This window comes from Glutamicibacter sp. BW77 (assembly GCF_002332285.1).
GTDB lineage: Bacteria > Actinomycetota > Actinomycetes > Actinomycetales > Micrococcaceae > Glutamicibacter > Glutamicibacter bergerei.
In genome coordinates, this window is sequence record NZ_NRGT01000075.1 from 104,338 (window position 1) to 127,065 (window position 22,728).

Below are 22,728 nucleotides of genomic sequence, written 5' to 3' on the forward strand. Positions count from 1 at the left end.
AGGCACCCGAATAACTTAGGAGATTACCCGTGAAACGTCTTGCCCCGCTCGCTCTTATTGCCGCACTCGCGCTCACTGGGTGCGTTTCTACTGAGCCGTCCGCAGAGAGCACGCCAGCGCCAACTGTGAAGCCCGTAAAGGAGACTGCCAGCGCTGATCTTGCCGCGCTCAAAAGCGAGGCTATCAAAGCTGGGCGGCCAGAATCAGCATGGGATAAAAACTGTGCCGCTTGGGAATTGCCGTCCAATAACGGAGAGAACCAAGCTTGGGCAAACAAGCTTGGCACTGCTTGGCTCGCCGCGCACAACAACGCCGGATGCCCCGACGCTATCACCTGGCCGAGCTACTACGTAGAGTCCTGGGGTAGCTCCAAAACCGGGGAGCTCACAATCTATGCCGAAGATACAGAATCTACCGAATGGGTAAGTATCGCTCAGGATGTCATGTGCAAGGTATCCAAAGATTCGACTGTAGAGAATGTTCGCGTACTCACGGTTTCCGGTGATGCTAGGGCTCATTGGGGCAGAGCTGAAATGAAAAAAACAGACGTTTGTTAAATGCGAAAATTCCGGCACTCACTATTGTGAATGCCGGAATTTTCTTTAGATGCTAGATGAAAACGCCGTTGCTAACAGAGTAGCGACCGTCAGAGTAACGCTTGCCAATGCGTCGCTTGTTGAGCATCTTCTGTAGCTGTTCATAGCGGCGACGGCTTGCTGGAATGGTGGCCGAGCTACCGAATCCCCAAACAGCAGCGGCCTTGGAGAATTCATTCCAAGTAGACGTGCCTGCTGCGCCGTCGATCTTGAACTTAGACGCAGGGTAGTAACCGCAGTTGCGTAGCCACTGTTGCATTGCTTTCTGAGACATCTCGCCCCAGCCACCGTCCACAATTCCCTTATAGGTGCCAGCAAGCTTCAAATACCGCTGAAACTGCTTCTTCGTCTCGGTGCCAAATTCTGCATCGATGCGGAGGATAACGCCGTCGTACGTCCAAACAACTGTTCTTGCCATGATTGTTGCTCTTTTCTGCCCGTTTTTGGGCGTAGAAAAACCCCGTCACCGTTTGGTGCGGGGCTGGTTTATTAGGGGCTGTTAGTTGCCCTTGACCACGGAATCGAAATCGTCAGGTTCGGGCGCTACTACTTCCTGCGCTGGCACGAGATAGCCACCGAGTAGCGCGATGCCAGCAGTGAGAACTACGCTGATTGCTGCCTCGATAGCCTGCGCATCCACGCCAGCAAGATTCAGCGCCCACACGATGATTGCAGCGATTGCAGCGCCCACACCCGCGCCTGTAGCCGACGCGGTAGTAACTTTTCCGATAGAACGAGTTGCCATTTTGGTAACCTCTACTTTCCGTTTTGAGTGTTCAAATATTTCTGCCAAGCACGCTTGGTCTCCTTGCCGAACTTCCCATCGACCAAGAACTTGGAAGCTGGGTAATGGCCCTTGTCCTGCAAGAAATTCTGTAGGGCGCGAATCGACATGCTGCCGAAAACGCCATCGGCAACACCCTTGTAATAGCCCAAATCCTTGAGCCATTCCTGCACAGCAATCCACGTGTGTTTGCCAGCCTGACCGTCAATGGCACGCGAGTATTTGCCGATAACAGTCATGAGGATCTGCAAGGCGCGCACGGACACCTTGCCGAAATCACCATCAGCTACGAGGTTCGCGTAATCGGTAGGCTTAGACCCCGATGGCTTCGGGGCACTCGGCTTAGGCTTCGGCTTCGGCTTGGACTGCACAGGGGTGACGTTGCCAGTCTTAGCCGGCGCAGAACCGGGCTTGATGCCGAACTTTTTGAATGCCAGCTGCGGGTCATAGTCGGAGTTCGGATTACGCCAGTCAGCCCAAAACTCTAGGTGCAAGTGCGGTGCGGTCTGATTGCCTGAGCGGTCGTTATAGCCGAGTAGATCCCCGGCCTGTACCTTGTCGCCAACACTGAGCCCAGCAACCGGCTTCATATGGTTGTATCCATTGCCCTCGCCGTCCGGGTTGCTGATCAGCGATCCGTTGCCGGTACGCCCCGGAGCCCACGTGCTGTTGCGGTTGCCGTTACCAGCGGTGCGGTGAGTCTTGCGCACGGTGCCAGCAAACGCGGCGTATACCGGCCTGCCGGTCTGGCCGGGCTTAGGTGGAGCAATGTCCATGCCCTTGTGCCCACGGTAGCCACCACTGTCACCATGATTCTGAGTAAGTCGCCCATCGAACGGGCTTACCATCGTGCTCATATTTACTTCTCCATCTGTGAGTGAAAGGAATTCTTGCCACCGATCAGCAAGGCGCATTCCGGCTGGGCAATTTTTGCGAGTCCAGTCGAAGTGCTGCTTTACTTCTGTGCGGGTTAGGCCGTGTTCGGCGCGTAGCTCGGCCACCACTTCGGCAGCACGCTTGAAAGCCGCGTTGTAGTCGCCGTCAGCGTTCACGCAAATCTCTACAGCGATCGAATCCGCTGCCGAGGGGCCGGCATGCCAGCACTTCGCAGTGTCCGGGTAAGAGCGGATCGCTTGAACGTCATCGACTTGGATATGCCAAGATGCTTGACGTGCTCCCCCGGAACTCTGCAAATTTGCGTGTGCCTGGGCATTGGCGCGGATCTTCTCATTCGCTGTTTCGTGCACGGTGATTGATGTGCACTTGCTGATGCCGTCGTAAGTCCTGTCCGTACTCTTGACCAGTTGCTCTTTCACGGGGCCGCCTCTCAAAGGGCATAAAAAATAGCCCCAACCAAAAGGTCAGAGCTGCGGGGAAATACTGCGGTCAGATAGTGCTTGTGTCGTGATCTTCCACTGGCCGGCGAGGAGGCTCGGGAGGCAAAGGCCAAGGCCCAAGCTCCGCTAAGTGAGCCCCCTTCTCGATAGCCACCTTCCGGCAGTTCGCGGCGTGGTCTTGAATTGCTACACGGTAATTGCGTTCGTACTCCGCAATGTTTTCCGCGTAGCGTGTCCGGGCGACCAGCGATTTTGATTCGACGCGTTCAGATTTCATGTCGCCAGACTTCGAGCGTTTGACCGCGCCGACAATCTCACGGACTGTCAGGCCACCGCCGAGTGAGGCGATCAGGGCAAGAATGTATTGAGGCCAATCCATGCCTAGGGGCCTCTCTATTTGCCGGGCTCATAATCGAAAGCTCGGATACGTTCAAACCGGATCGCGAGGGCTATACCGGCTATGGCCACGAATGACATTTGCACGAGTCGGTTTCCACTGGACACGGCTTGAAGATAGCTAAGCGTGCCAAGGTAGAACACCACTGCTGTGCCACATAAGTAGATGCCGGGCCGCTCTAGGAACCATTTGCCGGTTGGTGTGGCAAACATTCCAAGTAGCCCACAAAGCAGGGCGAATGATCCCCACACGACGGAGAGCACGCTGCCTGTGACGTTTTCGAGGCTTGATGGTGGCCAAGCAATAATGCCTACCCCAGCCAACGCGATCAATGCGTAAAGGACTGTTTGCAGGAGCGTGATCACTTTCGGCTCCTGCAAACTCTTCCAAATTTTCAGTACGATGCGCTTGGGCATGAGTACTCCTAAATGATTGAGAATGAAACAGCAAAGGCCCTCGCTTTGGAGGGCCTTTGCTGGATTATTAACTACGACGCTCGACGGTCGATATCGTTATGGGTAAACAATTCCAAACGCTTCAAACGGGCAACCTCGCCAGCTTCGTAGGGGTCGCGGAACGTTCCCAGATCGTAGGTGATGCCATGATGCGTGACCCTAGCAACCCACCTATCCCTAATTGCATCCCATCCGACGCCGAGAATTCCTGACATGCTGTCACGGTGTGGCCCTGTGATGTTTTCGATGTTCTGCTTATTCGTAACAACGCGGAGATGCGCTGGATTCACGCAAGCCCGGTTGTGGCACTTATGGTCAAGGAACTTCCCTTCGGGTATTGTTCCGACTTGCATTTCGTATGATGCCCGATGAGCTAGGTATGTACGATTTTTGTAGTGGAAACTTCCGTAACCATCAACCAATGAGCCAGTGTAGTTCCAACATGATTTGGTCTTTTTGACGCGAAACATCAGGCGCTCAAGGTTTGTCATTCCGTTCGTGAGAGCCTGCCCAACAAGCGGCGTGAGTGGCTTTCCTTTCCACTTCTGCATGTAGTGGCCTTGGCATAGGCCACGAGTTTTCACCTTCTTCGCGCACCCGTCGAATGAGCAAGTTTTGGAAGGGTTGCTTGAATTGGGTAGCATGTAGCTAGCCCCTTTCTACTAGTACTAGATTTGGGGTCAGGCTCTGATCAGTGTTTCCGCACTGGCCAGAGCCGTTTCTATATCCTCAATTTTACCAAGAATGGTCGCTAATTAATAGCCAGATTCACTCATCGCCGCACACCGACAATTTGCCACTTAAACACAAAAAGACCTCCCCGATTACGAGGAGGTCTAAATTTACTGTTTGGCACACCGTGGCAACCTGTGGCTACACGAGGTACACGCTAGGCCATCGGCTACACCAAAGGCTACACTTGAGGTAGTTATCCATTCCGACTTAACGAGAAAAACCCCGGATAACCGGGGCTAATCTTGGTAGCGGCGCCGGGACTCGATCCCGGGACCTCACGATTATGAGTCGTGCGCTCTAACCAGCTGAGCTACGCCGCCACAAGTGGGAAACCATCCTGTAGAAGCCAAGATGACTTCCCACTCAGAGCCCCCTGCCGGAATCGATCCGGCGACCTCGTTCTTACCAAGAACGCGCTCTACCACTGAGCTAAGGGGGCAACGAGTAAATACTCTACACGGATTTCTCAGCAAAGAAAAATCGCAGTCCACGTCGAATCAAAATCCATCAAATCACCTCTATAGCCAAGTCAGAAGCGGATACGAATTTCGAACTGGTGCTTCGTTTCTGAACTTCAAAGAAAACTTGGCCAGTGACGCTACTCACGAAGTCAGTCAACACTTCACTACTTGTTTAGGAACGTGATGGCCATTGATTCAAATGCAAACGTCAATGGATTGAAAGTCGAACTTTGCTACAAATACTTTCCTCTACTTCGCGAGAATCCATGAATCCGCGACACCGAGCTCGAGGCGCAGAACGCCTAATGAGATCCGATTTTGTGACTTCTGGCACTCACCCTAGGGCGATTTTGAAAACCCTTTGAATGTGTGTAAAGTATTTATCTGTTGCCCCCTTAGCTCAGTGGTAGAGCGCGTTCTTGGTAAGAACGAGGTCGCCGGATCGATTCCGGCAGGGGGCTCAGATAAGAGGGAGAGAATCTTTGATAGATTCTCTCCCTCTTGCTTTATTTAACATCCCTTTCGACCAGACCCAGAACCGGCGAAACTTTCGAAGTTCCGTAATCCACAGGTCGAAAATTTACCTCTAAAACGTCTGTAGCGCACTATAAAATGGAGTTATGTACGAAGACGGATGCGACGATCGCGATAACTTCGAAAACGAGGCTCCTAAGTGGCCGCCAGACAATGGACTTCACGAAGGCTGTGAAGCCTTGGTGGGGAAAGTTAACGACAATCTGGGCCAGCTCATCGCTCATGGCGGCAGGTCCGCATACTCAGCAGCACTGAATGAGTTGGAACGCACCAAAGCTAGTTTCTGCGCAGCTCAGATAAAGATGGCTTACCTTTTCGAAAAAGAAGTCGTTCGCGACCATGAGGAACGCGGCGTCTTCATAGATGAAAGCGAACGTGGTGCCGCTTCTGCGGTGGCAATGAGCCGTCGTCAGCCACCGACAGGTGCCCGAAGCTACATGAAATCTTGTCGGATACTGGTAGAAGATATGCCGAATCTTTTACTAGCTCTTGATCTAGGTGATCTCTCGGAGCGACAGATATTCGCCGCTACGTCCCCTTTGCAAGAAGTTAATGCTGAACATCGCAGGGAGTTCGACCAGCTGTTTCGCACCCATCCGGAAATGTTTGAAGGGCTCGGCGTCAAGGCAATCGGCGACACAGTTCGCAAGTTCACCGAACGTTTTGAAAGCACCACGAAGGCGTTCCAGGCTGAAGATGAAGCCAAGAAGCGATACTCACGATTTCGCAAGAGCGGAAATTGTGTCATGCTCAGCGCTAAACTCCCGCTCGCAGAAGGCACCGCCTTATGTAAGTCAATCAAGCAGCGGGTCAACGAACTGCGTCGTAGCGGAGACCCACGAACAAAAGATCAGCTGATGGCTGACATGTTGATTTGCAGTCAGATTGAGGGTTTCCCTCCCAAGCTCCCCTTGTTCGTTGATATTAAACTGATCATGACGGATAAGAGTTTGCTCATGGGCGATCGCGAACCGGCAAATCTACCCGGGTACGGGATCATTCCTTCCCAATATGCGCGCGAACTAGTGGCGGGGGCGCAGATACGGGTCAACGATTACTTCCATGAGTATCCGGAACACGACGACCTAGCGTTACGAATCTTCACCTTCCCTGAAATCCAGCGGTTGTATACAGCCCCTGGAAATCAAGATCTAATTGCCATGGATTCCAAAGCACGCGAGTTCCCGGACGCAATGAAGGAATTCATCAAGATCCGAGATGTTCATTGTCGGACACCATATTGCGATGGAATCATAGAAAACGTTGACCACGTGATGCAGCATTATCTTGGTGGTCCGACAAATGTAAAAAATGCTGACGGTCGGTGTCAATGGTGCAATCTTGCCAAGGAACAACCGGGATGGTTTGAGATTGTGGTGCACGAACAACCGCACTCGATGCGAATCAATCCCGGAGATGGCGCTATTTATCAGTCTTTGGCACCACCAGCAACGGGAGTAGTACGAGACGTGATCCCTCCGATTCTTCCGTATGGATATCGGTGGCAACGTGAATAGTTCTCGGAGAACCTAGATTCTCTACCTGCCCAGGGGACATCTCCCACTGTTTCATCACCGTGCCTACCCTGAATCAGACTTGCGACGACAACACTGATCAAACTAATGGTCAGGGTATCCCCCTGCCCAAACGTTGTGAGGCGCTGTGTGTGGCCTCTGCACGCGTTAGAGCGAGGAGGCTAGGCCCAGAGTTCGTCCAGGCCTTATTGGGACTCTCAGCGCGAACTTTCCTGGCATTGTCTATGTCGCGTTTTAGGCACAAAAAAGCACTCCCGCGAGCCGTTTTCACGATTCAAGGGAGTGCTCTTAGGTTTTAAGACTTAGTAGTCGCGACGTCCACCGCTACGGCTTCCGCCACCGAAGCGCTTTTCGCCACCGCCGCGTCCGCCACCGAAGCCACCGCGTCCACCGCCGCCGCCGAAGCCGCCACGTCCGCCGCCGCGTCCGCCACCGAAGCCACCGGAACGCTTACGGTCGCCGTAGCCACCGCGGTCCGAATCTTCAGCTGGGCTGCGACCGTTGTCTAGCTCCAGGTTGATGGCTTCGCCACCAATGCGGGTGTTAGACAGTGCACGCCACTGGTCTTTGGTCAGCTCTGCTGGCAACTCGACCAAGGTGTGATCCGAACGGATATCAATGCCACCGATTTCGGAGGAGTTGAAGCCGCCTTCGTTGGCAAGTGCGCCAACGATGGAGCCCGGCTGAACGCGGTTCTGACGACCCACGGCCAAACGGTACATTGCGTTGCCTTCCGCTGCAGTCTTACGACCACGTGGGGCACGCTCGCCGCGTCCGCCTTCACGCTCGCCACGTCCGCCTTCGCGGTCCATGCGAGCCTTCTTCGAAGGTGGGATCACTGGCTCGGTCATCAGCAGTGGGCGACCACCCTGAGCCATCAGTGCCAGTGCAGCAGCGATTTCAAGCTGGTCTAGGTCTTCGTGCTCTGCAGCAAAACGCTCCACGATTTCACGGAAGGTGCTCAGATCCTGACCACTGATGGTCTGATCGATGCGATCGGTGAAACGCTGGATACGACGGTCATTGACCGTGTCCAGGGAAGGAAGCTGCATCTGAGTCACTGGCTGGCGGGTAGCCTTTTCGATGGCACGCAGTAGGTACTTCTCGCGTGGGGTCATGAAGAGGATCGCGTCGCCGGTACGGCCTGCACGGCCGGTACGGCCAATGCGGTGCACGTAGGACTCGGTGTCGTGTGGGATGTCGTAGTTGATGACGTGGGAGATGCGTTCCACGTCAAGGCCACGGGCAGCCACGTCGGTTGCGACCAAGATGTCGATCTTGCCCGAACGCAGGTTCTCGACGGTGCGCTCACGCTGCTGCTGTGGGATGTCACCGTTGATAGCTGCGGCGGTGAAGCCCCGAGCCTTCAGCTTGTCGGCAAGATCTTCGGTAGCCATCTTGGTGCGAACGAAGGCGATAACGCCTTCAAATGGTTCGGATTCCAGGATACGAGTCATGGCGTCGAGCTTGTGAGCTCCCATAACCTGCAGGTAACGCTGGGTGATGTTGGTGCCGGTCGAGGTGTTCGACTTGACCGAAACTTCCTGTGGGTTACGCAGGTATTCGGCAGCAATGCGGCGAATGGTGCGTGGCATGGTTGCGGAGAACAGTGCAACCTGCTTGTCCTTTGGAGTCGACTCCAAGATCTTGTCGACCTCTTCGGCGAAGCCCATGCGAAGCATTTCGTCGGCCTCATCCAGTACTACGTACTGAAGGTTGGACAGGTCCAACGAACCCTTGTTGATGTGGTCGATGACGCGGCCTGGGGTACCGACAACAACCTGTGCGCCGCGGCGCAGTCCGTTAAGCTGTGGGCCGTATGGCGAGCCACCGTATACCGGAAGGACGGTGAAGTCGCTCAGGTACTTGGCGTAAGAAGTGAAAGCCTCAGCAACCTGAAGAGCCAGCTCGCGGGTTGGAGCTAGAACCAGGATCTGTGGGGTGCGAGCTGGACCGTTAAGGTCTGCAAGCTCAGCCATGCGGGACAGTGCCGGCAGCGCGAAGGCTGCGGTCTTACCGGTACCGGTCTGTGCCAGACCAACTACGTCACGGCCTTCAAGAAGCAGTGGGATGGTGGCTGCCTGGATTGGCGATGGCTTCTCGTAGCCTAGGTCGGCTAGTGCTGCAAGCACTCGGGCGTCAAGACCAAGTTCGCTGAAAAGCACGGTCGGCTCTTCGGTGGTCTTTTCGTCATTGGTGTTTACGGGCATGTCTGATGACACGAAGAATTACCTCATTCGTTTGGGGAGGGCCTACCCGTCCCCAATTTAAGAACGACGCATAGGCTACACAGTAAGAAAACTACTCACGCTCATCAAGCGCTCCCCTATGACATAAAAACCGCGCACACACTTGGCGGAAGAAATACAACACGAGAAGGCTCTTGCCTCAAAAATTGGGCTAGATGCAAGGAAACCCTGATGTTCGCGAACACCTAATACTATCGACAAGTAGGCTCATTTGTCAGCGTGGGAGCCGTGTGAGTTCGGGCACCGCTTGCAAAGTGGGCCGTAACACTAGGTCTTGACGCTAGGCTGGGAGACGTGAAAAAGCCCGTAACTCCCCCGCCAAATACGCTGCCAACACCCGGTGCCTTGCGCATTTCGCGGTTCGTTTGGATCTTGGCCGGGGTGCTCTTTTTAGGCTTCGCCGCGAATCTGGCCTTCGATGTCTTCGATGTTCGGCCCTTAGATCTTGGCCCGCTGGCACTAGTAGTGCTCTTGGCCGTGGCCGGAATAACTATCTGTTTCTTAGCCGTACGACTGTGGAAGGGCGAACGCTCCGCACGCGCCCAACTGACTTGGATTGGCTTAATCGCGGCTCTACCCACTTTGCTGCGCATGGGACGGTATTCGATCCTCGCCGCGGTGGTGCTTCTCGCTGTGCTGCTGATGTGGACCCCGGCAAGTATCAAATACTTCAAACTCACCTCACCGAAAACCAGACAAAAATAATTCCGGCGTTAAAAACTGCGGGGCTCGTGAACCAATTGGTTCACGAGCCCCACAGTCTTTTATGTCTTACAACGCGCCGAAAGCACGATCCAAGTCATCGATCAGATCTGCAACATCTTCGATTCCTACCGACAGACGAAGCAGGTTTACCGGAACTGCCAGCTCGGTGCCCTTGACCGACGCGTGGGTCATCTCCGATGGGTAGTTCATCAGCGATTCAATTCCGCCGAGGGACTCTGCCAGCGTGAACAGCTTGGTGCTTTCGGCGATCTTACGCGCGGCAGCCTCACCACCGGAGAACTGCACGGAAACCATGCCACCAAAACCACTCATCTGCTTCTTGGCAATGTCGTGACCTGGGTGATCTTCGAAGCCTGGGTAGAGCACGCGCTCAACTTCCTTGCGTTCACGTAGCCAGTGGGCCACCTTTTCAGCGTTTTCGTTGTGTGCGCGCATGCGCACACCCAGAGTCTTCAGACCACGAGTGGTCAAGAAGGCATCCATGGGGCCCGAGACGGCACCTACGGCAAACTGGATGAATCCGATCTTCTCGGCCAGCTCATCATCCTTCACGATGACCGCTCCGCCAACAACATCGGAGTGCCCACCGATGTACTTGGTCGTGGAGTGCACCACGATATCTGCGCCCAGGGTCAACGGCTGCTGCAAGAATGGGCTGGCGAAGGTGTTGTCAACGACCAGCAGTGCGCCTGCGGCGTGCGCGATTTGTGCGACCTTCGCAATGTCGGTGATGGTCATCATTGGGTTTGAAGGAGTCTCAACCCAAACCAGCTTGGCCTTGTTCTTTTCAATTGCAGCGGTTAATGCCTGCTCATTTGACATGTCCACCGGAGTGTTGCCAATGCCCCACGCACCAAGGACGCGGTCAATGAGGCGGAAGGATCCACCGTATGCGTCATTGCCCAAGACAATGTGATCGCCGGGGCGCAGGATTGCACGGATCAGTGAATCTTCGGCGGCCAGACCGGAGCTAAAGGAAAAAGCGTGCTTGCCCAGTTCTGCACCGGCTAGCTGTGCCTGCAGCGAGTCACGGGTCGGGTTGGTTCCGCGGCCGTATTCGTAGCCGTTGCGCAGCTTGCCGATGGCTTCCTGCGCATAAGTGGTGGAGAAATGTACCGGTGGGACGACGGCGCCGGTGTGCGGTTCAAATTCCTGTCCGGCGTGTACGAAACGAGTGTTTGATCCCTGAATGTTTTCGGTCATGACGTTCCTGTCCTGTTGAGTCAATGTTTAGCGGGTTACGTAGGCCAGCAGGTCCGACGCGGTCAGCGCGGCCTGAATTTCGCCACCGTCGGTCAACAAGACCGCCGGGTGCGTGGCAAGTAGTTCCTGGGCACGGTCTAGGCTTTCGCCGACGCCCAGCAGTGGGATGGGAAGCTGTTCGAGCTCAGCTAATGTGCTGGTAGCTTCGGCGCCGGCCAAAAGGGCGTCGGTGAGCGTGGCTGCACCAATCACCGCACGGATCTCTCCGATACGTGCAGGTAACTGCGCGGTGCCAACCACCAGTGCTTCGGCTCCGGACTCGCGCAGCTTCTTTGCGGCTTCGGCCAGGGTAGTTTCTGCGCTCACAGTTGGCTGAGGCTGAGTGGCCAATGCGCGAGCAATCTGCGCCAGCTGCGTGTTTTCTTCTCCGGTGAAGCCTTGAGTCAGCATCCACGAGTCATTAAAAATCTTTGCCAGGTAGCCCCGTCCACCGTCGGGAGCAATGACCACCACGACGTCGTCTTCACTCAAGTTTTGAGCCACACGTAGCGCGGCGACAATCGCCATACCCGAAGAACCGCCGAGTAGCAGCCCTTCTTCCTTGGCCAGACGGCGCGTCATCGCGAAGGACTCTGCGTCGTTGACCGGCTCCACCACATCGGGTACGGCCGGATCATAGTTGCCTGGCCACATGTCCTCGCCGACACCTTCGACAAAGTATGGCCGTCCGGTACCGCCGGAGTACACCGAACCGTCTGGGTCTGCGGCAATCACCTTGACCGGGCCGCTGGCTCGGTCAGCAGATATTTGCTTCAGGTAACGTCCGGTGCCGGTGATCGTTCCCCCGGTGCCGGCACCAATTACTACGTGGGTGAGCAAGCCGTCGGTGTCGTTCCAGATTTCTGGGCCGGTTGATTCGAAGTGGCTATCGGGAGCTGCTGGGTTAGAAAATTGGTCTGGCTTGTATGCGCCGTCGATCTCGCGGACCAGCCGGTCCGAGACGCCGTAATAGGATTCTTCAGATTCTGGGGCGACCGCTGTCGGCGTCACCACCACCTCGGCGCCGTAGGCTCGCAAAACATCGCGTTTTTCTTCGCCCACCTTGTCGGGAGTGACAAAAATTGTTTTGTATCCCTTGAGCTGACCCACCATCGCCAGCCCCACACCGGTGTTGCCACTGGTTGGTTCGACGATAGTTCCGCCAGGCTTCAATTCGCCACTTTGTTCGGCACGCTCAACCATCTTCAAGGAAATGCGATCCTTGATAGATCCGCCCGGGTTCAGGTATTCCAGCTTGACCAACACGGTGGCTTTGATACCGTCGGTCACCCGATTGAGTTTGACGAGTGGCGTGTTGCCAATCAGATCTAGAACTGTAGACGCATACTTCATGTCAAGAACTTTACCGGCGCTTGTCACACATGTCGTGGCGGTACGTAGCTTTGCGTCATGCAATAGCGTGAAAGTATGGGAAATGTTAGTGAGCGGAAGGGTTTTGACAGTATGCACTTTGATGCCATGACCGGCTCTTACGACCCGCAGCGTCCGGTAAGTCTGCAGAAGTCGTTAGGGATTTTGCGTCGTGGTCTGGGCGACCCAACGATCCGGCTAACCGAAGCCGAGGCCTGGCTGGCGTTCGCCAGCCCGTTCGGCGATGCCACGTTGCGCATCACTAAACACTCGCTGAACTCTGCCGCACACTGTGAAGCGTGGGGTGCTGGGGCACCCTGGGCCATCAAGCACGCACCGGATCTCCTGGGTGCCTCCGATGATTGGTCTGGCTTTGATGAGCCGGAATTTTTTTCTTCTTTGCCCGAGTTGGTCCAGCATCAACGTGTACTACACCGCGACTTGGTGCTGCCGCGAACCAATAGAATTTTTGACCACGCCGCCGGGGCTATCCTCGAACAACGAGTCACCGGCATCGAAGCGAACTATGCCTGGCGTTGGCTGATCCGGCACCATGGACGTCCTGCTCCGGGGCCGGCACCGCAGGGACTAGCGCTTTTTCCTCGCCCCGAAGAACTTGCAAGGCTCAAAAGGTGGGACTGGCAGGCCGCCCGAGTAGAACAACAACGCGCACAAGCCCTAGGCAGGCTTGCGGTGGCGGCGAGCCGTCTAGAATGGTGGGCTGCCAGAGATCTGAGAGCAGAAAAGCCCCATACTTCAGGCGCAGGAACGATTGAGTCAGCACTGTTATCTTTGCCGGGCGTCGGACCGTGGACTGTGGCAGAAACCTTGCAACGTTCGCATGGTTCACCCGACCATATTTCCGTTGGCGATTACCATCTGGCTGGTTTTGTCGGCCAAGTACTTATTGGGCGTCGGGTTGATGATCTGAAGATGCTTGAGCTTCTTCAGCCTTTTTCGGATCATCGGCAACGGGTGATCCGGCTGTTGCAGCTTTCGGGACAGAAAAAACAAAGCTTCGGGCCACGCTACGCCCCGTTAGATCACCGAGGTCGTTAGCAGCCCGAAGCTATTAATTGTGCTTTGTGTATTACTCCGCCTGTGCAGCTTCCTCGGCGATTTGCGCGTGTACCTCAGACATGTCAATGCCCTTCACCGCGGTGACTAGATCTTCAAGTTGAGCCTGGTTCAAAACACCAGGCTGCGAAAAGACGAGGACCTTTTCACGGAACGCCATCACGGTAGGAATCGAGGTCACGTTAGCTGCTCGTGCCAAACCCTGCTCCGCTTCGGTATCAACCTTGGCGAACACGACATCCTGGAATTTTTCCGAAGTCTGTTCATAAACCGGGGCGAACTGACGGCAAGGACCGCACCACGCTGCCCAGAAATCAACGAGCACAATGTCATTGTCTGCAATCAGCTGGGCGAATTCTGCTTCGCTCACATTTTTAGTTGCCATGCCTACACGGTATCTGAATTTATCCGCAAGTACGTAGCTTGGAGAGATTGGACGCAGTAGCAAAGCACAAAATTCAAGACTTTTAAGTAATGTCTCCGGGATGCAAAAAACTCCCAGATCTTTCGATCTGGGAGTTATCTGTGGCAGATACTGGATTCGAACCAGTGAAGGCGTTGCCAGCTGATTTACAGTCAGCCCCCTTTGGCCACTCGGGTAATCTGCCATGTTTGTTCACGTCGGAACGAGAAATAACTCTACAGGAGTTTTTGTAGCTTGTGAAATCGAGAGGGGCATTTTTGATGTAAGCCTGATCACAGCCGAAATTCTTCTCGCTAAACCGGTAGGCTATGAAGCGAATTGGACCCGTAGAACACCAAGGAGAAATCACATGGCTAGCGATTCCACATTTGATGTTGTCAGCAAGGTAGACAGTCAAGAAGTCGCCAACGCAATGAACCAGGCTCAGAAGGAAATCGTCCAGCGATACGACTTCAAGGGCATCGGCGCAGAAGTTGATTTCAGCGGCGAGAAGATCCTGATGAAGGCGAACTCTGAAGAGCGCGTCAAGGCTGTACTGGATGTCTTCCAGTCCAAGCTGGTCAAGCGCAACATCTCCCTGAAGTCCTTGGACGCCGGCGAGCCTTACGCATCGGGCAAGGAATACCGCATCGAAGCATCCATCGTTGAGGGTATTGCTCAGGATGTTGCCAAGAAGATCAACAAGCTCATTCGTGATGAGGCACCCAAGGGAGTCAAGTCCACCATTCAGGGTGATGAGCTGCGCGTATCATCGAAGTCCCGCGATGACTTGCAGGCCACTATGACGCTGCTTCGTGGTTTCGACGAAGCAGACCTACAGTTTGTGAACTTCCGCTAGACGCACACCGCGTAAGGCTTCTAAGCCACACGCATAAAGGGCGTCGTTGCCACTCTTGGCAACGACGCCCTTTGCTGTTTCACAAGCTATTACTGCCCGCGTGCCATCGCTTGAAGTCGAGCCACCCGGTCATCCATCGACGGGTGTGTGGAGAACATCTGCTTCAGACGCGAACCGAAAGGGTTAGCAATCATCAGGTGTGAGCTGTTGACCAGCTTCTGATCCTGGGGTGCCAGCGGGGCGGCGCTGATGCCCGACTCCAAGCGGCGCAGAGCACTAGCCAGCGCCAGTGGATCACCGGTGAGTTTGGCACCATCTTCGTCCGCGTCGAACTCGCGGGTACGGCTGACTGCCATTTGAATCATCGAGGCGGCCAGCGGGGCCAACAAGGACATAGCAATCAACGCGATGGGATTAACGTTGCGGTTATCGCGTCCACCGAAGAACAACATGAACTGTGCAACAGAGGTGATGACGCCTGCTACCGCGGCGGCCACCGAGGAGGTGAGGATGTCACGGTTATATACGTGCATTAGTTCGTGGCCCAGTACTCCGCGCAGTTCACGCTCATCGAGCAGTTGCAAGATCCCTTCCGTGCAGCAGACCGCGGCGTTTTCCGGGTTTCGGCCGGTGGCAAAAGCATTAGGTGAGGTAGTTGGCGAGACGTAGAGGCGCGGCATCGGCTGTTGCGCATTGATCGACAGCTCACGGACAATGCGGTACATGCCTGGCTGGTCCGCCTCGGTGACCGGATAGGCCTGCATAGAGCGCAGCGCGATCTTATCGCTGTTCCAGTATCCGTAGGCAGTGGTGCCCAGACCGACCAGCGCAAAGATCCAGATAAAGGAACTATTGCCGCTACCGACGGAAATGAGCGAGCCGAGCGCAAGCAACAGGGCAAACATGCCGCCGAGCAATAGCGCAGTCTTAAAACCATTGTTATGTTTATGCACTTAGGTCCACTCCCCGTGTCCGTAATCCCGATACCTTTAGTGTATTTGAACGACCGGCCCGAAAGGTTTGTTCCCCGACGAGTCGCTGCGCGGGCCCTAAGGTGACTACTATCACCTAGTGTGACTGTGAGGCGCTGCGGGACATACGATCAACAGATAATGCGCGGGTCTGCGGATCGCGTGAACTTTTCAAGACATGGCGGAAGAAGACACGAATAACTCATGAGTTCCGGCAGCAATAAACCAGTTCGCTCCGAACATTCCTTGGGCCTGATCCAAGGCACCGCAGCGTACCTCATTTGGGGTTTACTCCCCCTGTACTTCCTGTTCTTACCGCAGATCTCAGCCTTTGAATTTGTTGCTGTGCGGATCGTTTTCTCGCTGATCTTCTGTATGTTGCTGTTGCTAGCCACCAAACAGATTCGTCTGTTCATCAGCATGTTCAGAGACGGCAAAACGGTGGGCAGACTCGGCCTTGCCAGCGTTCTGATTGCGGTGAACTGGACGCTGTACGCCTTTGCGATACTCACCGGCCACGTTTTAGAGGCTTCGTTGGGGTACTTCATTAACCCCATCGTCGCGATTGTCCTGGGCGTGATCGTCTTGAAGGAAAAGCTCAGTCGCCTGCAGTGGCTTTCCTTGGCCGTTGCCGCGCTTGCAGTGATCGTATTGACGGTCGGTTTGGGCCGGGTCCCCTGGATCTCCTTGGGCTTGGCTTTCTCCTTTGGATTCTATGGACTGGTTAAAAATCAGGTCGGCAAAAGTGGCACCGCGTTGGGTGCGCTCACCATGGAAACGCTACTGCTGACCCCGCTATCACTCATTTTCTTGGGCTGGACGATGTTCCACGGCACCTCGGTGTTTACCTCCGTAGATGTCCCAACCTTTGCCTTGCTCGCCATCAGTGGCATTATCACGGCTGTACCGCTACTGCTCTTTGGCGGAGCGGCCCGTCGTCTTCCACTGAGCACCTTAGGTTCCTTGCAGTTCTTGGCACCGATTATGCAGTTCATCCTTGGCCTACTGGTATTCGGTGAGTCAATGCCGGCGGAGCGTTGGATTGGCTTCGCGCTGGTCTGGGTAGCGGTAGTACTCATTGTTTTGGACATGGTGCGTACCCCACGTGTTGGCCCGGGGCCTGAACCCAAAAAAGTCAGCTGATCAATTCATTCATTAAATAACGCGGGGGCTGGTTCGTTTAGAACCAGCCCCCGAATTATTTACTCAAGAATTAGGCGTGCTTGCGAATCGCCGCTTCAAGAACGTCAAATGCTTCGCTGAGCAGCTCGTCACTGATCACCAATGGTGGCAGTAGGCGCACTACGTTGCCGTAGGTACCGCAGGTGAGGATCAGAACACCTTCTGCGAGGCATTCCTCGGCAATCTTCTTCGTCAGTGCGGCGTCTGGTTCCTTGCCGCCAGCCTTGACGAATTCAATGGCGACCATTGCGCCACGTCCACGGATGTCACCCAGTGCGGAGATTTCCTTTCGGATAACACCAAAGCGAGTGAAGAACTGCTCTTCGATCTGGCGGGCTCGCCCGGCCAGATCCTGCTCTTCCATGAACTTGATGCTCTCTAGCGCTGCAGCCACGGCCACAGGGTTGCCACCGTAGGTGCCGCCCAGTCCGCCACCGTGGACCGAGTCCAATAGTTCGGCGCGACCAATCAGGCCCGACAGCGGCATGCCGCCAGCGATGCCCTTAGCCACGGTCACCAGATCTGGTTCGATACCTTCGATGTCCGAGGCGAACCATGCGCCCGAGCGGGCGAAGCCTGCCTGGACTTCATCTGCAATGAACACGATGCCGTTTTCCTTGGCCCACTCAGCCACGCGTGGCAGGAAGCCGGTGGCGGGAACGATGAAGCCGCCCTCGCCCTGGATCGGTTCGATGATGATCGCGGCGATCTGATCTCCGCCAATCTGCTTCTCCATGGCCAAGATTGCGCGCTCTGCGGCTTCTTTACCTGAGATGTTGGGGTTTTCTTCGCGGTATGGGTAGCTCATTGGCATCCGGTAGATCTCAGGAGCCAGCGGGCCGAAGCCACGCTTGTAGGGGGCGGCCTTGGCGGTCAAGCCCATGGTGAGGTTTGTACGGCCGTGGTAGGCATGGTCAAAGGCCACCACTGCCTGGCGTCCGGTGGCTACGCGAGCAACCTTGATCGCATTTTCTACTGCTTCGGCGCCCGAGTTGAAGAATACTGCGCGCTTTTCAAAGTGGCCCGGAGTGATCGTCGCTAGCTTTTCGGCCAACTCGATGTAATTCTCGTACGGTGCCACCATGAAGCAGGTGTGGGTGAATCGAGCTGCCTGCTCGGCAACTGCCTTGGCTACCGCTGGGTTCGACGCACCGACGGTAGTGACCGCGATACCCGAGCCGAGGTCGATGAGCTGATTTCCGTCCACGTCAACGATGATTCCACCGTCTACATCGGCTGCGTAGACCGGCAGGCTAGAAGCAACGCCGGCTGCGACTGCCTTGGCACGGCGGGCGGCCAGTGCCTGGGACTTTAGACCTGGGAAGGCGCCATTAATCTGGCGCTTCTGCTCGATGCGGTAAGTAACGTCCACCGTGATTCCTTTCAAAAAAATATCCGGCTCTAGTTCGGCCGGTATGACTCTAGATAGAACACTATGGCCGGGATTCGTATCGATCTACCAATACCGGCACAAAAATGAACCACCTTCATAGTGCACTTGCACAAGAAAGGTCTCCGCCCCACGAATCTAGAATTCGCGGGGTGGAGACCAGATGACTTTGTGGTTACTCGTTACCCGTTGGGGCGAGCTCTATATCGTCATCCTGCTTCTCGGGATGGCGGGATAGATTCCACAGGCTTAGCGCCAAGCCGCCCCAAATGGTCAGCATGGAGATGATCATGAAGGTAATTGCGATTCCACTCATGGCTAGTACTCCTTTCCAACTGGGTCTGGCAACTCTTCTGCCTCAACTTTTTGCTGGTGTTCCTCAAATTCTGGATCATTCAGCTTAGACTTCTTGCTCCATGGGACCAAGGACATCAATACCGCGCCAACAATCAGCGCACCAGCCATGCCCCAACCGAAGACACCGTTGAACCAGACCGGGTAGCCCGAGTAAGACTCGGAAATTTTGGTCTGGACTTCATTGATCAACATGTAACCCAGCGCAGCCGGGCCCACACCGCCAACCAGAACCATCCAGCCGGTACCCAACTTGATCGAGCTGTGACGGTTCAGGTGCTTAGCCAAACGCGGCAACATGCCCAGACCGGCACCGAAGACAATCACGATAACCAAGGCGCATGCGAGGATGCCGAACTGGTTCACGAAAGCGTCCATGGTGTCCAGCAGGTAGAGGCCCGTGGTTGTCGGGAAGAGAACCATCGAGATAAACGCCACCGGAACGGTAACCACCAAAGTGGCGGACTTGCGGTTCCAGCCCAACTTGTCCTGGAACGCGGCAACGATTACTTCAAGGATCGAGATCAACGAGGTCAACCCTGCGAAGACCAGCGAGCCGAAGAACAGCACGCCGATGACCGAACCAAATGGTGCGGCCGAGACGATGGTCGGGAAGGCGATAAACGCCAGGCCGATACCACTGGTGGCTACGTCGCCAACGGCAGAGTTCGCGTTGTATGCCATGAAGCCAAGAGCTGCGAAGACACCAATGCCTGCAAGCAATTCGAAGCTGGAGTTAGCGAAAGCTACAACGTAACCCGAACCGGTCAGGTCACTCTTGCGCTTCATGTAGGAGGAGTAAGTGACCATGATGCCGAAGGCTACGGACAGCGAGAAGAAGATGTGACCGAAGGCCGCAGCCCACACACCTGGGTTCTGCAACGCTTCGAAGTTCGGCGTGAAGAATGCGTTCAGGCCGTCAATTGCGCCAGGCAGGAAGACCGACTGAACTACGAGGATCACGAACATCACGATCAGCAACGGCATGAAAATACCGTTGGCACGCGAGATGCCCTTGTTGACGCCTGCCACCATGATGATGATCGCCACGAGCCAGACGCCGAGCATTGGGCCGAAGACGCCACCGACGATATCCAAGGAGACACCGGCCTCCGGGGCAACCTGTAAGAAGTCTTCCATGAAGAAGGTCGCGGCATCGTCGCCCCAAGCCTTCGTGATGGAGAACCAGCAGTACATGGCGGCCCACGCGATAATGGCCGCGTAGTAGATCGCGATAACAAAACAGATTAGTACCTGCCACCAACCAAGCACTTCTGCTTTGCGGTTAGCTCGGCGGTACGCCAGCGGCGCCGAACCGCGGTAGCGGTGGCCGATCGCGTAGTCCAAAAATAGCAGTGGGATACCAGCGCAAAGTATTGCGACAAGGTATGGGATAAGGAATGCGCCGCCGCCGTTTTCGTAGGCGACATAGGGGAAACGCCAGATGTTTCCCAGTCCAACGGCTGAACCAATCGCCGAGAGAATAAAAAGCTTGCGCGACGAGAACGTCTCGCGCTTGCCTTCAGCGAGTGGAGCGCCCTTTTTCAAAGATGGAGTGCTCATGGCACTAAACTAGCCTAAATAGTTCACATCATGGGCAATTTTTTGATAATAATGTCCAGTATCTGAACAAGTTAGTTTTTCGGGAACTTTACCGAGCACTCTAGAATTGCCTTATGGCAATCACTTTACGCGCCCTATTGGCTATTGACGAGCTGGACTTACGTCCACTAAACGATCATTCCACAGCCAACAACACCGCAATCACCTGGGGCGCGGTTACCGAACTTCTCAACCCAGCGGATTTTCTCACAGGCCGTGAAATTGTCCTCACCACGGGTGTCCGGCAAAAAACTACTGCAAGTCAACGCGAGTTCGTGAGAACCCTTGCCGAGAACGATGTGGTGGCTTTGGGATTCGGCACCGGGCTGGGACATAAAAATGTTCCAGCCACAATCCTACAGACAGCAAACGAAGTTGGGTTGCCCGTCTTTGAGGTCCCCTACCAAATTCCTTTTGCGGCGATCACCCGGGTGATCGCCGAGGCATTGAATGCCGACCACCTCAAACGCCTCGAACGCCTCCTACGTTCGCACCAGAAACTGACGCGGGCGCTGCTCTCCTCAGATCTGCAAACGATGCTTGGCGAACTAGCGCGAATCCTCAATACCGACGTCGCACTGACCTTATATGGCGAATGCATCAGCGGTGACTTCGATCCACAGCGCGATTGGAATAGTCTGCCGGTAGCCACCGGCATCCGCGATAAATGTGTCTTGCACCTCGCCAAGCCCTATGCGGCAGACCCGCTCATCGAGTACGCGCAGTCATTGGTTGGTTTGGAAGTGGCCAATAACGCCCGGCTACTTTCCTCTGAACGTCAGTCCAATGGGCAGGTATTAGCGGATCTCGCCGCGGGCACCCTCACCGGAGCGGACGCGGCGGTCCGCGTCGGGGCCCTGGGGCTGAACCCAAAGCGCGAGCATGCGGTGATCCTCATCCAGACCACCGCTCAACCAGAACGATTACACGCCTTGCCGCTGCCGGCCGAACTCAGCTCACAGGTTTCGGTGATCGTGGAGGATCGCCTAGCGATTATTGTGGCGCACAATCAGCTCCAGGCGTCGGTGGCTCGCTTGGATACATATCTAAACGACGCCGGGATCACCGCTCGGGTAGGTTATGGCGGACGCTATCCAAACACCACCGGCATCCGCTGGAGCTACTTTGAGGCCTTGGAAGCACTGAGTCATGGTGATCGTGTTAATGTTCCAAATAAGTTGTCATTGACCTCGCTCTTGCTTGCCGCACGTGATGTGCCACTCCAAGACCTCGCCGAAGAGGCCTTAGACCCCATCAGAAAATTTGATGCAACTCACGATTCAGATCTAGAACAAACACTGCGCGAGTACTTAAATCGTGATGGTTCGGTCGGCGCAGTCGCTGAATCATTAGGGTTGCACCGCAATACCGTGCGCTACCGATTGCAACAAATCGCCGAACTGTCCGGATACGATCCGAACATCACCAGTGATCGGGTCCAGCTGTGGATCGCGTTGAGCGCACTTGAACTGGGCTAATTCTCGATAGGATAAAGACATGGCTGACATGTTTCTTGAGAAGTTCCGTTCCCTCGTCCCGAAATACCTTGAGGACAAGTGGAATGAAGCTGACGGGTTGAACGCCGAGGAGCTGGCCGAGGGCCTAGCCCAGTCCGGCGTCTCGATCCCGTTTGTCCTCGAAGAGTTCTACCTCGCGGTAGGTAACAACGAAGACTTCACCGAGGCCTACCACTTCTTCTTTGATCCCGAAGAACTAGAAATTGACGGGGAATACCTGCTCTTCCTAGAAGACGAAGAAGAAAAATACGTGTGGGGTTTCAAAACTTCCCAGCTTTCGGTGCCAGATCCAATCGTTTACCGCCGTAATAACTCGAAGGGAACATGGACCAGCGAAGAAGGCACCTTCAGCGAATTCACCTTTGACATGTTCAGCTGGGTCTTTGAAGAACTAGCAGCTGAACTGGATGACTAGTGCTCCATAGCTCCCACGAACCAACGGACTATCAGTGCCCGTTTTGCGAATTGCTCAACGACCAGCCTTTTAGCCCAGATAATCTGTGCGCGCCAAGCGACCTGATTTATCGCACGCCCTTAGTTGCCGCCATCATGGCTTGTGATGGCTTCGGGAATTATGGCGGTCACGTGATGATCATTCCCACCGCCCATCTGGAGGCGCTCTATGATCTGGATGAGCAAACGGGTTCTGCCATCATGTGGGAAACCAAACGGGTTGCCTTGGCGATGAAGTTGGCGTGGAATCCCGCGGGCACCAGTACCAGACAACACAACGAGCCTGCAGGCAATCAGCATGTCTGGCATTATCACCAGCATGTTTTTCCACGCTACGCAGACGATGAGCTGTACCGCCAGCTACGCCACCGGGTCTCGGTTGAAGACCGCGCACGCAAGGCTCTGGAGCTTCGTAGCGCCTTATTCTCCGCCGAGCACCCCTACCGGCTGACCGACACCGACGTGGTTCGCTAAAAATACTTAAACAAACGCTGCCTG

At 55.2% G+C, this 22,728-nt stretch carries 22 protein-coding genes and 4 tRNA genes; 9 read left to right on the top strand and 17 right to left on the bottom strand.

Annotation, left to right across the window (positions count from 1 at the left end; genetic code table 11):
* Positions 1–609: 609 nt before the first annotated feature.
* From CIK74_RS14695 to CIK74_RS14730, 8 genes are all read right to left on the bottom strand, one after another.
* The gene (locus tag CIK74_RS14695) at positions 610–1,014 is read right to left on the bottom strand and encodes a hypothetical protein (protein WP_096256948.1); all 405 of its coding nucleotides are present in this window, start codon (positions 1,012–1,014) and stop codon (positions 610–612) included.
* A gap of 81 nt (positions 1,015–1,095) precedes the next feature.
* Entirely contained in the window at positions 1,096–1,341 is a 246-nt protein-coding gene (locus CIK74_RS14700) for a hypothetical protein (RefSeq protein WP_096256949.1), read from the bottom strand.
* An 11-nt stretch (positions 1,342–1,352) separates the two neighbouring features.
* Positions 1,353–2,696, bottom strand: coding sequence for a peptidoglycan DD-metalloendopeptidase family protein (locus tag CIK74_RS14705; RefSeq protein WP_170947900.1), 1,344 nt, complete (start codon positions 2,694–2,696; stop codon positions 1,353–1,355).
* A 70-nt stretch (positions 2,697–2,766) separates the two neighbouring features.
* Positions 2,767–3,096: a hypothetical protein gene (locus CIK74_RS14710; protein ID WP_096256951.1), complete on the bottom strand. Its 330-nt coding sequence runs from the start codon at positions 3,094–3,096 to the stop codon at positions 2,767–2,769.
* 14 nt (positions 3,097–3,110) lie between these two features.
* Complete coding sequence (locus tag CIK74_RS14715; protein WP_096256952.1) at positions 3,111–3,530, bottom strand: hypothetical protein; 420 nt, start codon at positions 3,528–3,530, stop codon at positions 3,111–3,113.
* Positions 3,531–3,601: 71 nt separating this feature from the next.
* Complete coding sequence (locus CIK74_RS14720; RefSeq protein ID WP_170947901.1) at positions 3,602–4,120, bottom strand: HNH endonuclease signature motif containing protein; 519 nt, start codon at positions 4,118–4,120, stop codon at positions 3,602–3,604.
* A gap of 427 nt (positions 4,121–4,547) precedes the next feature.
* Positions 4,548–4,624: transfer RNA gene (locus CIK74_RS14725), tRNA-Met, on the bottom strand.
* Positions 4,625–4,671: 47 nt separating this feature from the next.
* Positions 4,672–4,743 (bottom strand) — tRNA-Thr (locus CIK74_RS14730).
* Between the two features lie 411 nt (positions 4,744–5,154).
* Between CIK74_RS14730 and CIK74_RS14735 the strand changes: the two genes are divergently transcribed.
* Together CIK74_RS14735 and CIK74_RS14740 are read left to right on the top strand one after the other, a co-directional pair.
* Positions 5,155–5,226, top strand: a tRNA-Thr gene (locus CIK74_RS14735).
* Positions 5,227–5,385: 159 nt separating this feature from the next.
* Positions 5,386–6,816, top strand: a complete 1,431-nt coding sequence (locus CIK74_RS14740) for an HNH endonuclease (RefSeq protein ID WP_096256954.1) — start codon at positions 5,386–5,388, stop codon at positions 6,814–6,816.
* 320 nt (positions 6,817–7,136) lie between these two features.
* On the opposite strand, the gene CIK74_RS14745 is transcribed toward CIK74_RS14740, so the two are convergent.
* A complete protein-coding gene (locus CIK74_RS14745) occupies positions 7,137–9,044 on the bottom strand; it encodes a DEAD/DEAH box helicase (RefSeq protein ID WP_096256955.1) in 1,908 nt (635 codons plus the stop codon).
* A gap of 333 nt (positions 9,045–9,377) precedes the next feature.
* Between CIK74_RS14745 and CIK74_RS14750 the strand changes: the two genes are divergently transcribed.
* On the top strand, positions 9,378–9,788 hold the full coding sequence (locus CIK74_RS14750) for a hypothetical protein (RefSeq protein WP_096256956.1): 411 nt from the start codon (positions 9,378–9,380) through the stop codon (positions 9,786–9,788).
* Positions 9,789–9,854: 66 nt separating this feature from the next.
* Here the strand turns inward: CIK74_RS14750 and CIK74_RS14755 are convergent, their stop codons facing one another.
* A complete protein-coding gene (locus CIK74_RS14755; protein ID WP_096256957.1) occupies positions 9,855–11,012 on the bottom strand; it encodes a cystathionine gamma-synthase in 1,158 nt (385 codons plus the stop codon).
* Positions 11,013–11,039: 27 nt separating this feature from the next.
* On the bottom strand, positions 11,040–12,404 hold the full coding sequence (locus CIK74_RS14760) for a pyridoxal-phosphate dependent enzyme (protein WP_096257080.1): 1,365 nt from the start codon (positions 12,402–12,404) through the stop codon (positions 11,040–11,042).
* Between the two features lie 111 nt (positions 12,405–12,515).
* Between CIK74_RS14760 and CIK74_RS14765 the strand changes: the two genes are divergently transcribed.
* Positions 12,516–13,481 carry a 3-methyladenine DNA glycosylase gene (locus tag CIK74_RS14765; protein WP_096256958.1) on the top strand — a complete coding sequence of 322 codons (966 nt, stop codon included), beginning with the start codon at positions 12,516–12,518 and terminating at the stop codon, positions 13,479–13,481.
* A 31-nt stretch (positions 13,482–13,512) separates the two neighbouring features.
* On the opposite strand, the gene trxA is transcribed toward CIK74_RS14765, so the two are convergent.
* A complete protein-coding gene (gene trxA / locus CIK74_RS14770) occupies positions 13,513–13,884 on the bottom strand; it encodes a thioredoxin (protein ID WP_096257081.1) in 372 nt (123 codons plus the stop codon).
* Between the two features lie 141 nt (positions 13,885–14,025).
* Positions 14,026–14,107, bottom strand: a tRNA-Tyr gene (locus tag CIK74_RS14775).
* 165 nt (positions 14,108–14,272) lie between these two features.
* Between CIK74_RS14775 and CIK74_RS14780 the strand changes: the two genes are divergently transcribed.
* Positions 14,273–14,761 carry a YajQ family cyclic di-GMP-binding protein gene (locus CIK74_RS14780; RefSeq protein ID WP_096256959.1) on the top strand — a complete coding sequence of 163 codons (489 nt, stop codon included), beginning with the start codon at positions 14,273–14,275 and terminating at the stop codon, positions 14,759–14,761.
* A gap of 89 nt (positions 14,762–14,850) precedes the next feature.
* Here the strand turns inward: CIK74_RS14780 and htpX are convergent, their stop codons facing one another.
* The gene (gene htpX / locus CIK74_RS14785; RefSeq protein WP_096256960.1) at positions 14,851–15,714 is read right to left on the bottom strand and encodes a zinc metalloprotease HtpX; all 864 of its coding nucleotides are present in this window, start codon (positions 15,712–15,714) and stop codon (positions 14,851–14,853) included.
* Between the two features lie 222 nt (positions 15,715–15,936).
* On the opposite strand from htpX, the gene rarD reads away from it, so the two are divergent.
* A complete protein-coding gene (gene rarD / locus CIK74_RS14790; RefSeq protein ID WP_096256961.1) occupies positions 15,937–16,875 on the top strand; it encodes an EamA family transporter RarD in 939 nt (312 codons plus the stop codon).
* Between the two features lie 70 nt (positions 16,876–16,945).
* Here the strand turns inward: rarD and gabT are convergent, their stop codons facing one another.
* From gabT to CIK74_RS14805, 3 genes are all read right to left on the bottom strand, one after another.
* Positions 16,946–18,286 (bottom strand): 4-aminobutyrate--2-oxoglutarate transaminase, encoded by a 1,341-nt coding sequence (gene gabT / locus CIK74_RS14795; RefSeq protein ID WP_170947902.1) that lies wholly within the window; start codon positions 18,284–18,286, stop codon positions 16,946–16,948.
* A 193-nt stretch (positions 18,287–18,479) separates the two neighbouring features.
* Positions 18,480–18,620 carry a methionine/alanine import family NSS transporter small subunit gene (locus tag CIK74_RS14800; RefSeq protein ID WP_096256963.1) on the bottom strand — a complete coding sequence of 47 codons (141 nt, stop codon included), beginning with the start codon at positions 18,618–18,620 and terminating at the stop codon, positions 18,480–18,482.
* A gap of 2 nt (positions 18,621–18,622) precedes the next feature.
* The gene (locus CIK74_RS14805) at positions 18,623–20,221 is read right to left on the bottom strand and encodes a sodium-dependent transporter (protein WP_096256964.1); all 1,599 of its coding nucleotides are present in this window, start codon (positions 20,219–20,221) and stop codon (positions 18,623–18,625) included.
* 113 nt (positions 20,222–20,334) lie between these two features.
* Between CIK74_RS14805 and CIK74_RS14810 the strand changes: the two genes are divergently transcribed.
* The 3 genes from CIK74_RS14810 to CIK74_RS14820 are packed head-to-tail and all read left to right on the top strand — an operon-like array spanning position 20,335 to position 22,704.
* On the top strand, positions 20,335–21,738 hold the full coding sequence (locus CIK74_RS14810) for a PucR family transcriptional regulator (RefSeq protein WP_096256965.1): 1,404 nt from the start codon (positions 20,335–20,337) through the stop codon (positions 21,736–21,738).
* A 19-nt stretch (positions 21,739–21,757) separates the two neighbouring features.
* Positions 21,758–22,192 carry a hypothetical protein gene (locus CIK74_RS14815; RefSeq protein ID WP_096256966.1) on the top strand — a complete coding sequence of 145 codons (435 nt, stop codon included), beginning with the start codon at positions 21,758–21,760 and terminating at the stop codon, positions 22,190–22,192.
* The gene (locus CIK74_RS14820; protein ID WP_096256967.1) at positions 22,192–22,704 is read left to right on the top strand and encodes an HIT family protein; all 513 of its coding nucleotides are present in this window, start codon (positions 22,192–22,194) and stop codon (positions 22,702–22,704) included. Before CIK74_RS14815 ends, CIK74_RS14820 begins: the two co-directional genes overlap by 1 nt.
* The last annotated feature ends 24 nt before the right edge of the window (positions 22,705–22,728 follow it).

Excerpts from the sequence above, each read along its gene's own strand:
- CIK74_RS14695 (WP_096256948.1), bottom strand. The coding sequence starts at position 1,014 with ATGGCAAGAACAGTTGTTTGGACGTACGACGGCGTTATCCTCCGCATC.
- CIK74_RS14700 (WP_096256949.1), bottom strand. The coding sequence starts at position 1,341 with ATGGCAACTCGTTCTATCGGAAAAGTTACTACCGCGTCGGCTACAGGC.
- CIK74_RS14710 (WP_096256951.1), bottom strand. The coding sequence starts at position 3,096 with ATGGATTGGCCTCAATACATTCTTGCCCTGATCGCCTCACTCGGCGGT.
- CIK74_RS14715 (WP_096256952.1), bottom strand. The coding sequence starts at position 3,530 with ATGCCCAAGCGCATCGTACTGAAAATTTGGAAGAGTTTGCAGGAGCCG.
- CIK74_RS14720 (WP_170947901.1), bottom strand. The coding sequence starts at position 4,120 with ATGCAGAAGTGGAAAGGAAAGCCACTCACGCCGCTTGTTGGGCAGGCT.
- CIK74_RS14740 (WP_096256954.1), top strand. The coding sequence starts at position 5,386 with ATGTACGAAGACGGATGCGACGATCGCGATAACTTCGAAAACGAGGCT.
- CIK74_RS14745 (WP_096256955.1), bottom strand. The coding sequence starts at position 9,044 with ATGCCCGTAAACACCAATGACGAAAAGACCACCGAAGAGCCGACCGTG.
- CIK74_RS14755 (WP_096256957.1), bottom strand. The coding sequence starts at position 11,012 with ATGACCGAAAACATTCAGGGATCAAACACTCGTTTCGTACACGCCGGA.
- CIK74_RS14760 (WP_096257080.1), bottom strand. The coding sequence starts at position 12,404 with ATGAAGTATGCGTCTACAGTTCTAGATCTGATTGGCAACACGCCACTC.
- CIK74_RS14765 (WP_096256958.1), top strand. The coding sequence starts at position 12,516 with ATGCACTTTGATGCCATGACCGGCTCTTACGACCCGCAGCGTCCGGTA.
- trxA (WP_096257081.1), bottom strand. The coding sequence starts at position 13,884 with ATGGCAACTAAAAATGTGAGCGAAGCAGAATTCGCCCAGCTGATTGCA.
- CIK74_RS14780 (WP_096256959.1), top strand. The coding sequence starts at position 14,273 with ATGGCTAGCGATTCCACATTTGATGTTGTCAGCAAGGTAGACAGTCAA.
- rarD (WP_096256961.1), top strand. The coding sequence starts at position 15,937 with ATGAGTTCCGGCAGCAATAAACCAGTTCGCTCCGAACATTCCTTGGGC.
- CIK74_RS14800 (WP_096256963.1), bottom strand. The coding sequence starts at position 18,620 with ATGAGTGGAATCGCAATTACCTTCATGATCATCTCCATGCTGACCATT.
- CIK74_RS14805 (WP_096256964.1), bottom strand. The coding sequence starts at position 20,221 with ATGAGCACTCCATCTTTGAAAAAGGGCGCTCCACTCGCTGAAGGCAAG.
- CIK74_RS14810 (WP_096256965.1), top strand. The coding sequence starts at position 20,335 with ATGGCAATCACTTTACGCGCCCTATTGGCTATTGACGAGCTGGACTTA.
- CIK74_RS14815 (WP_096256966.1), top strand. The coding sequence starts at position 21,758 with ATGGCTGACATGTTTCTTGAGAAGTTCCGTTCCCTCGTCCCGAAATAC.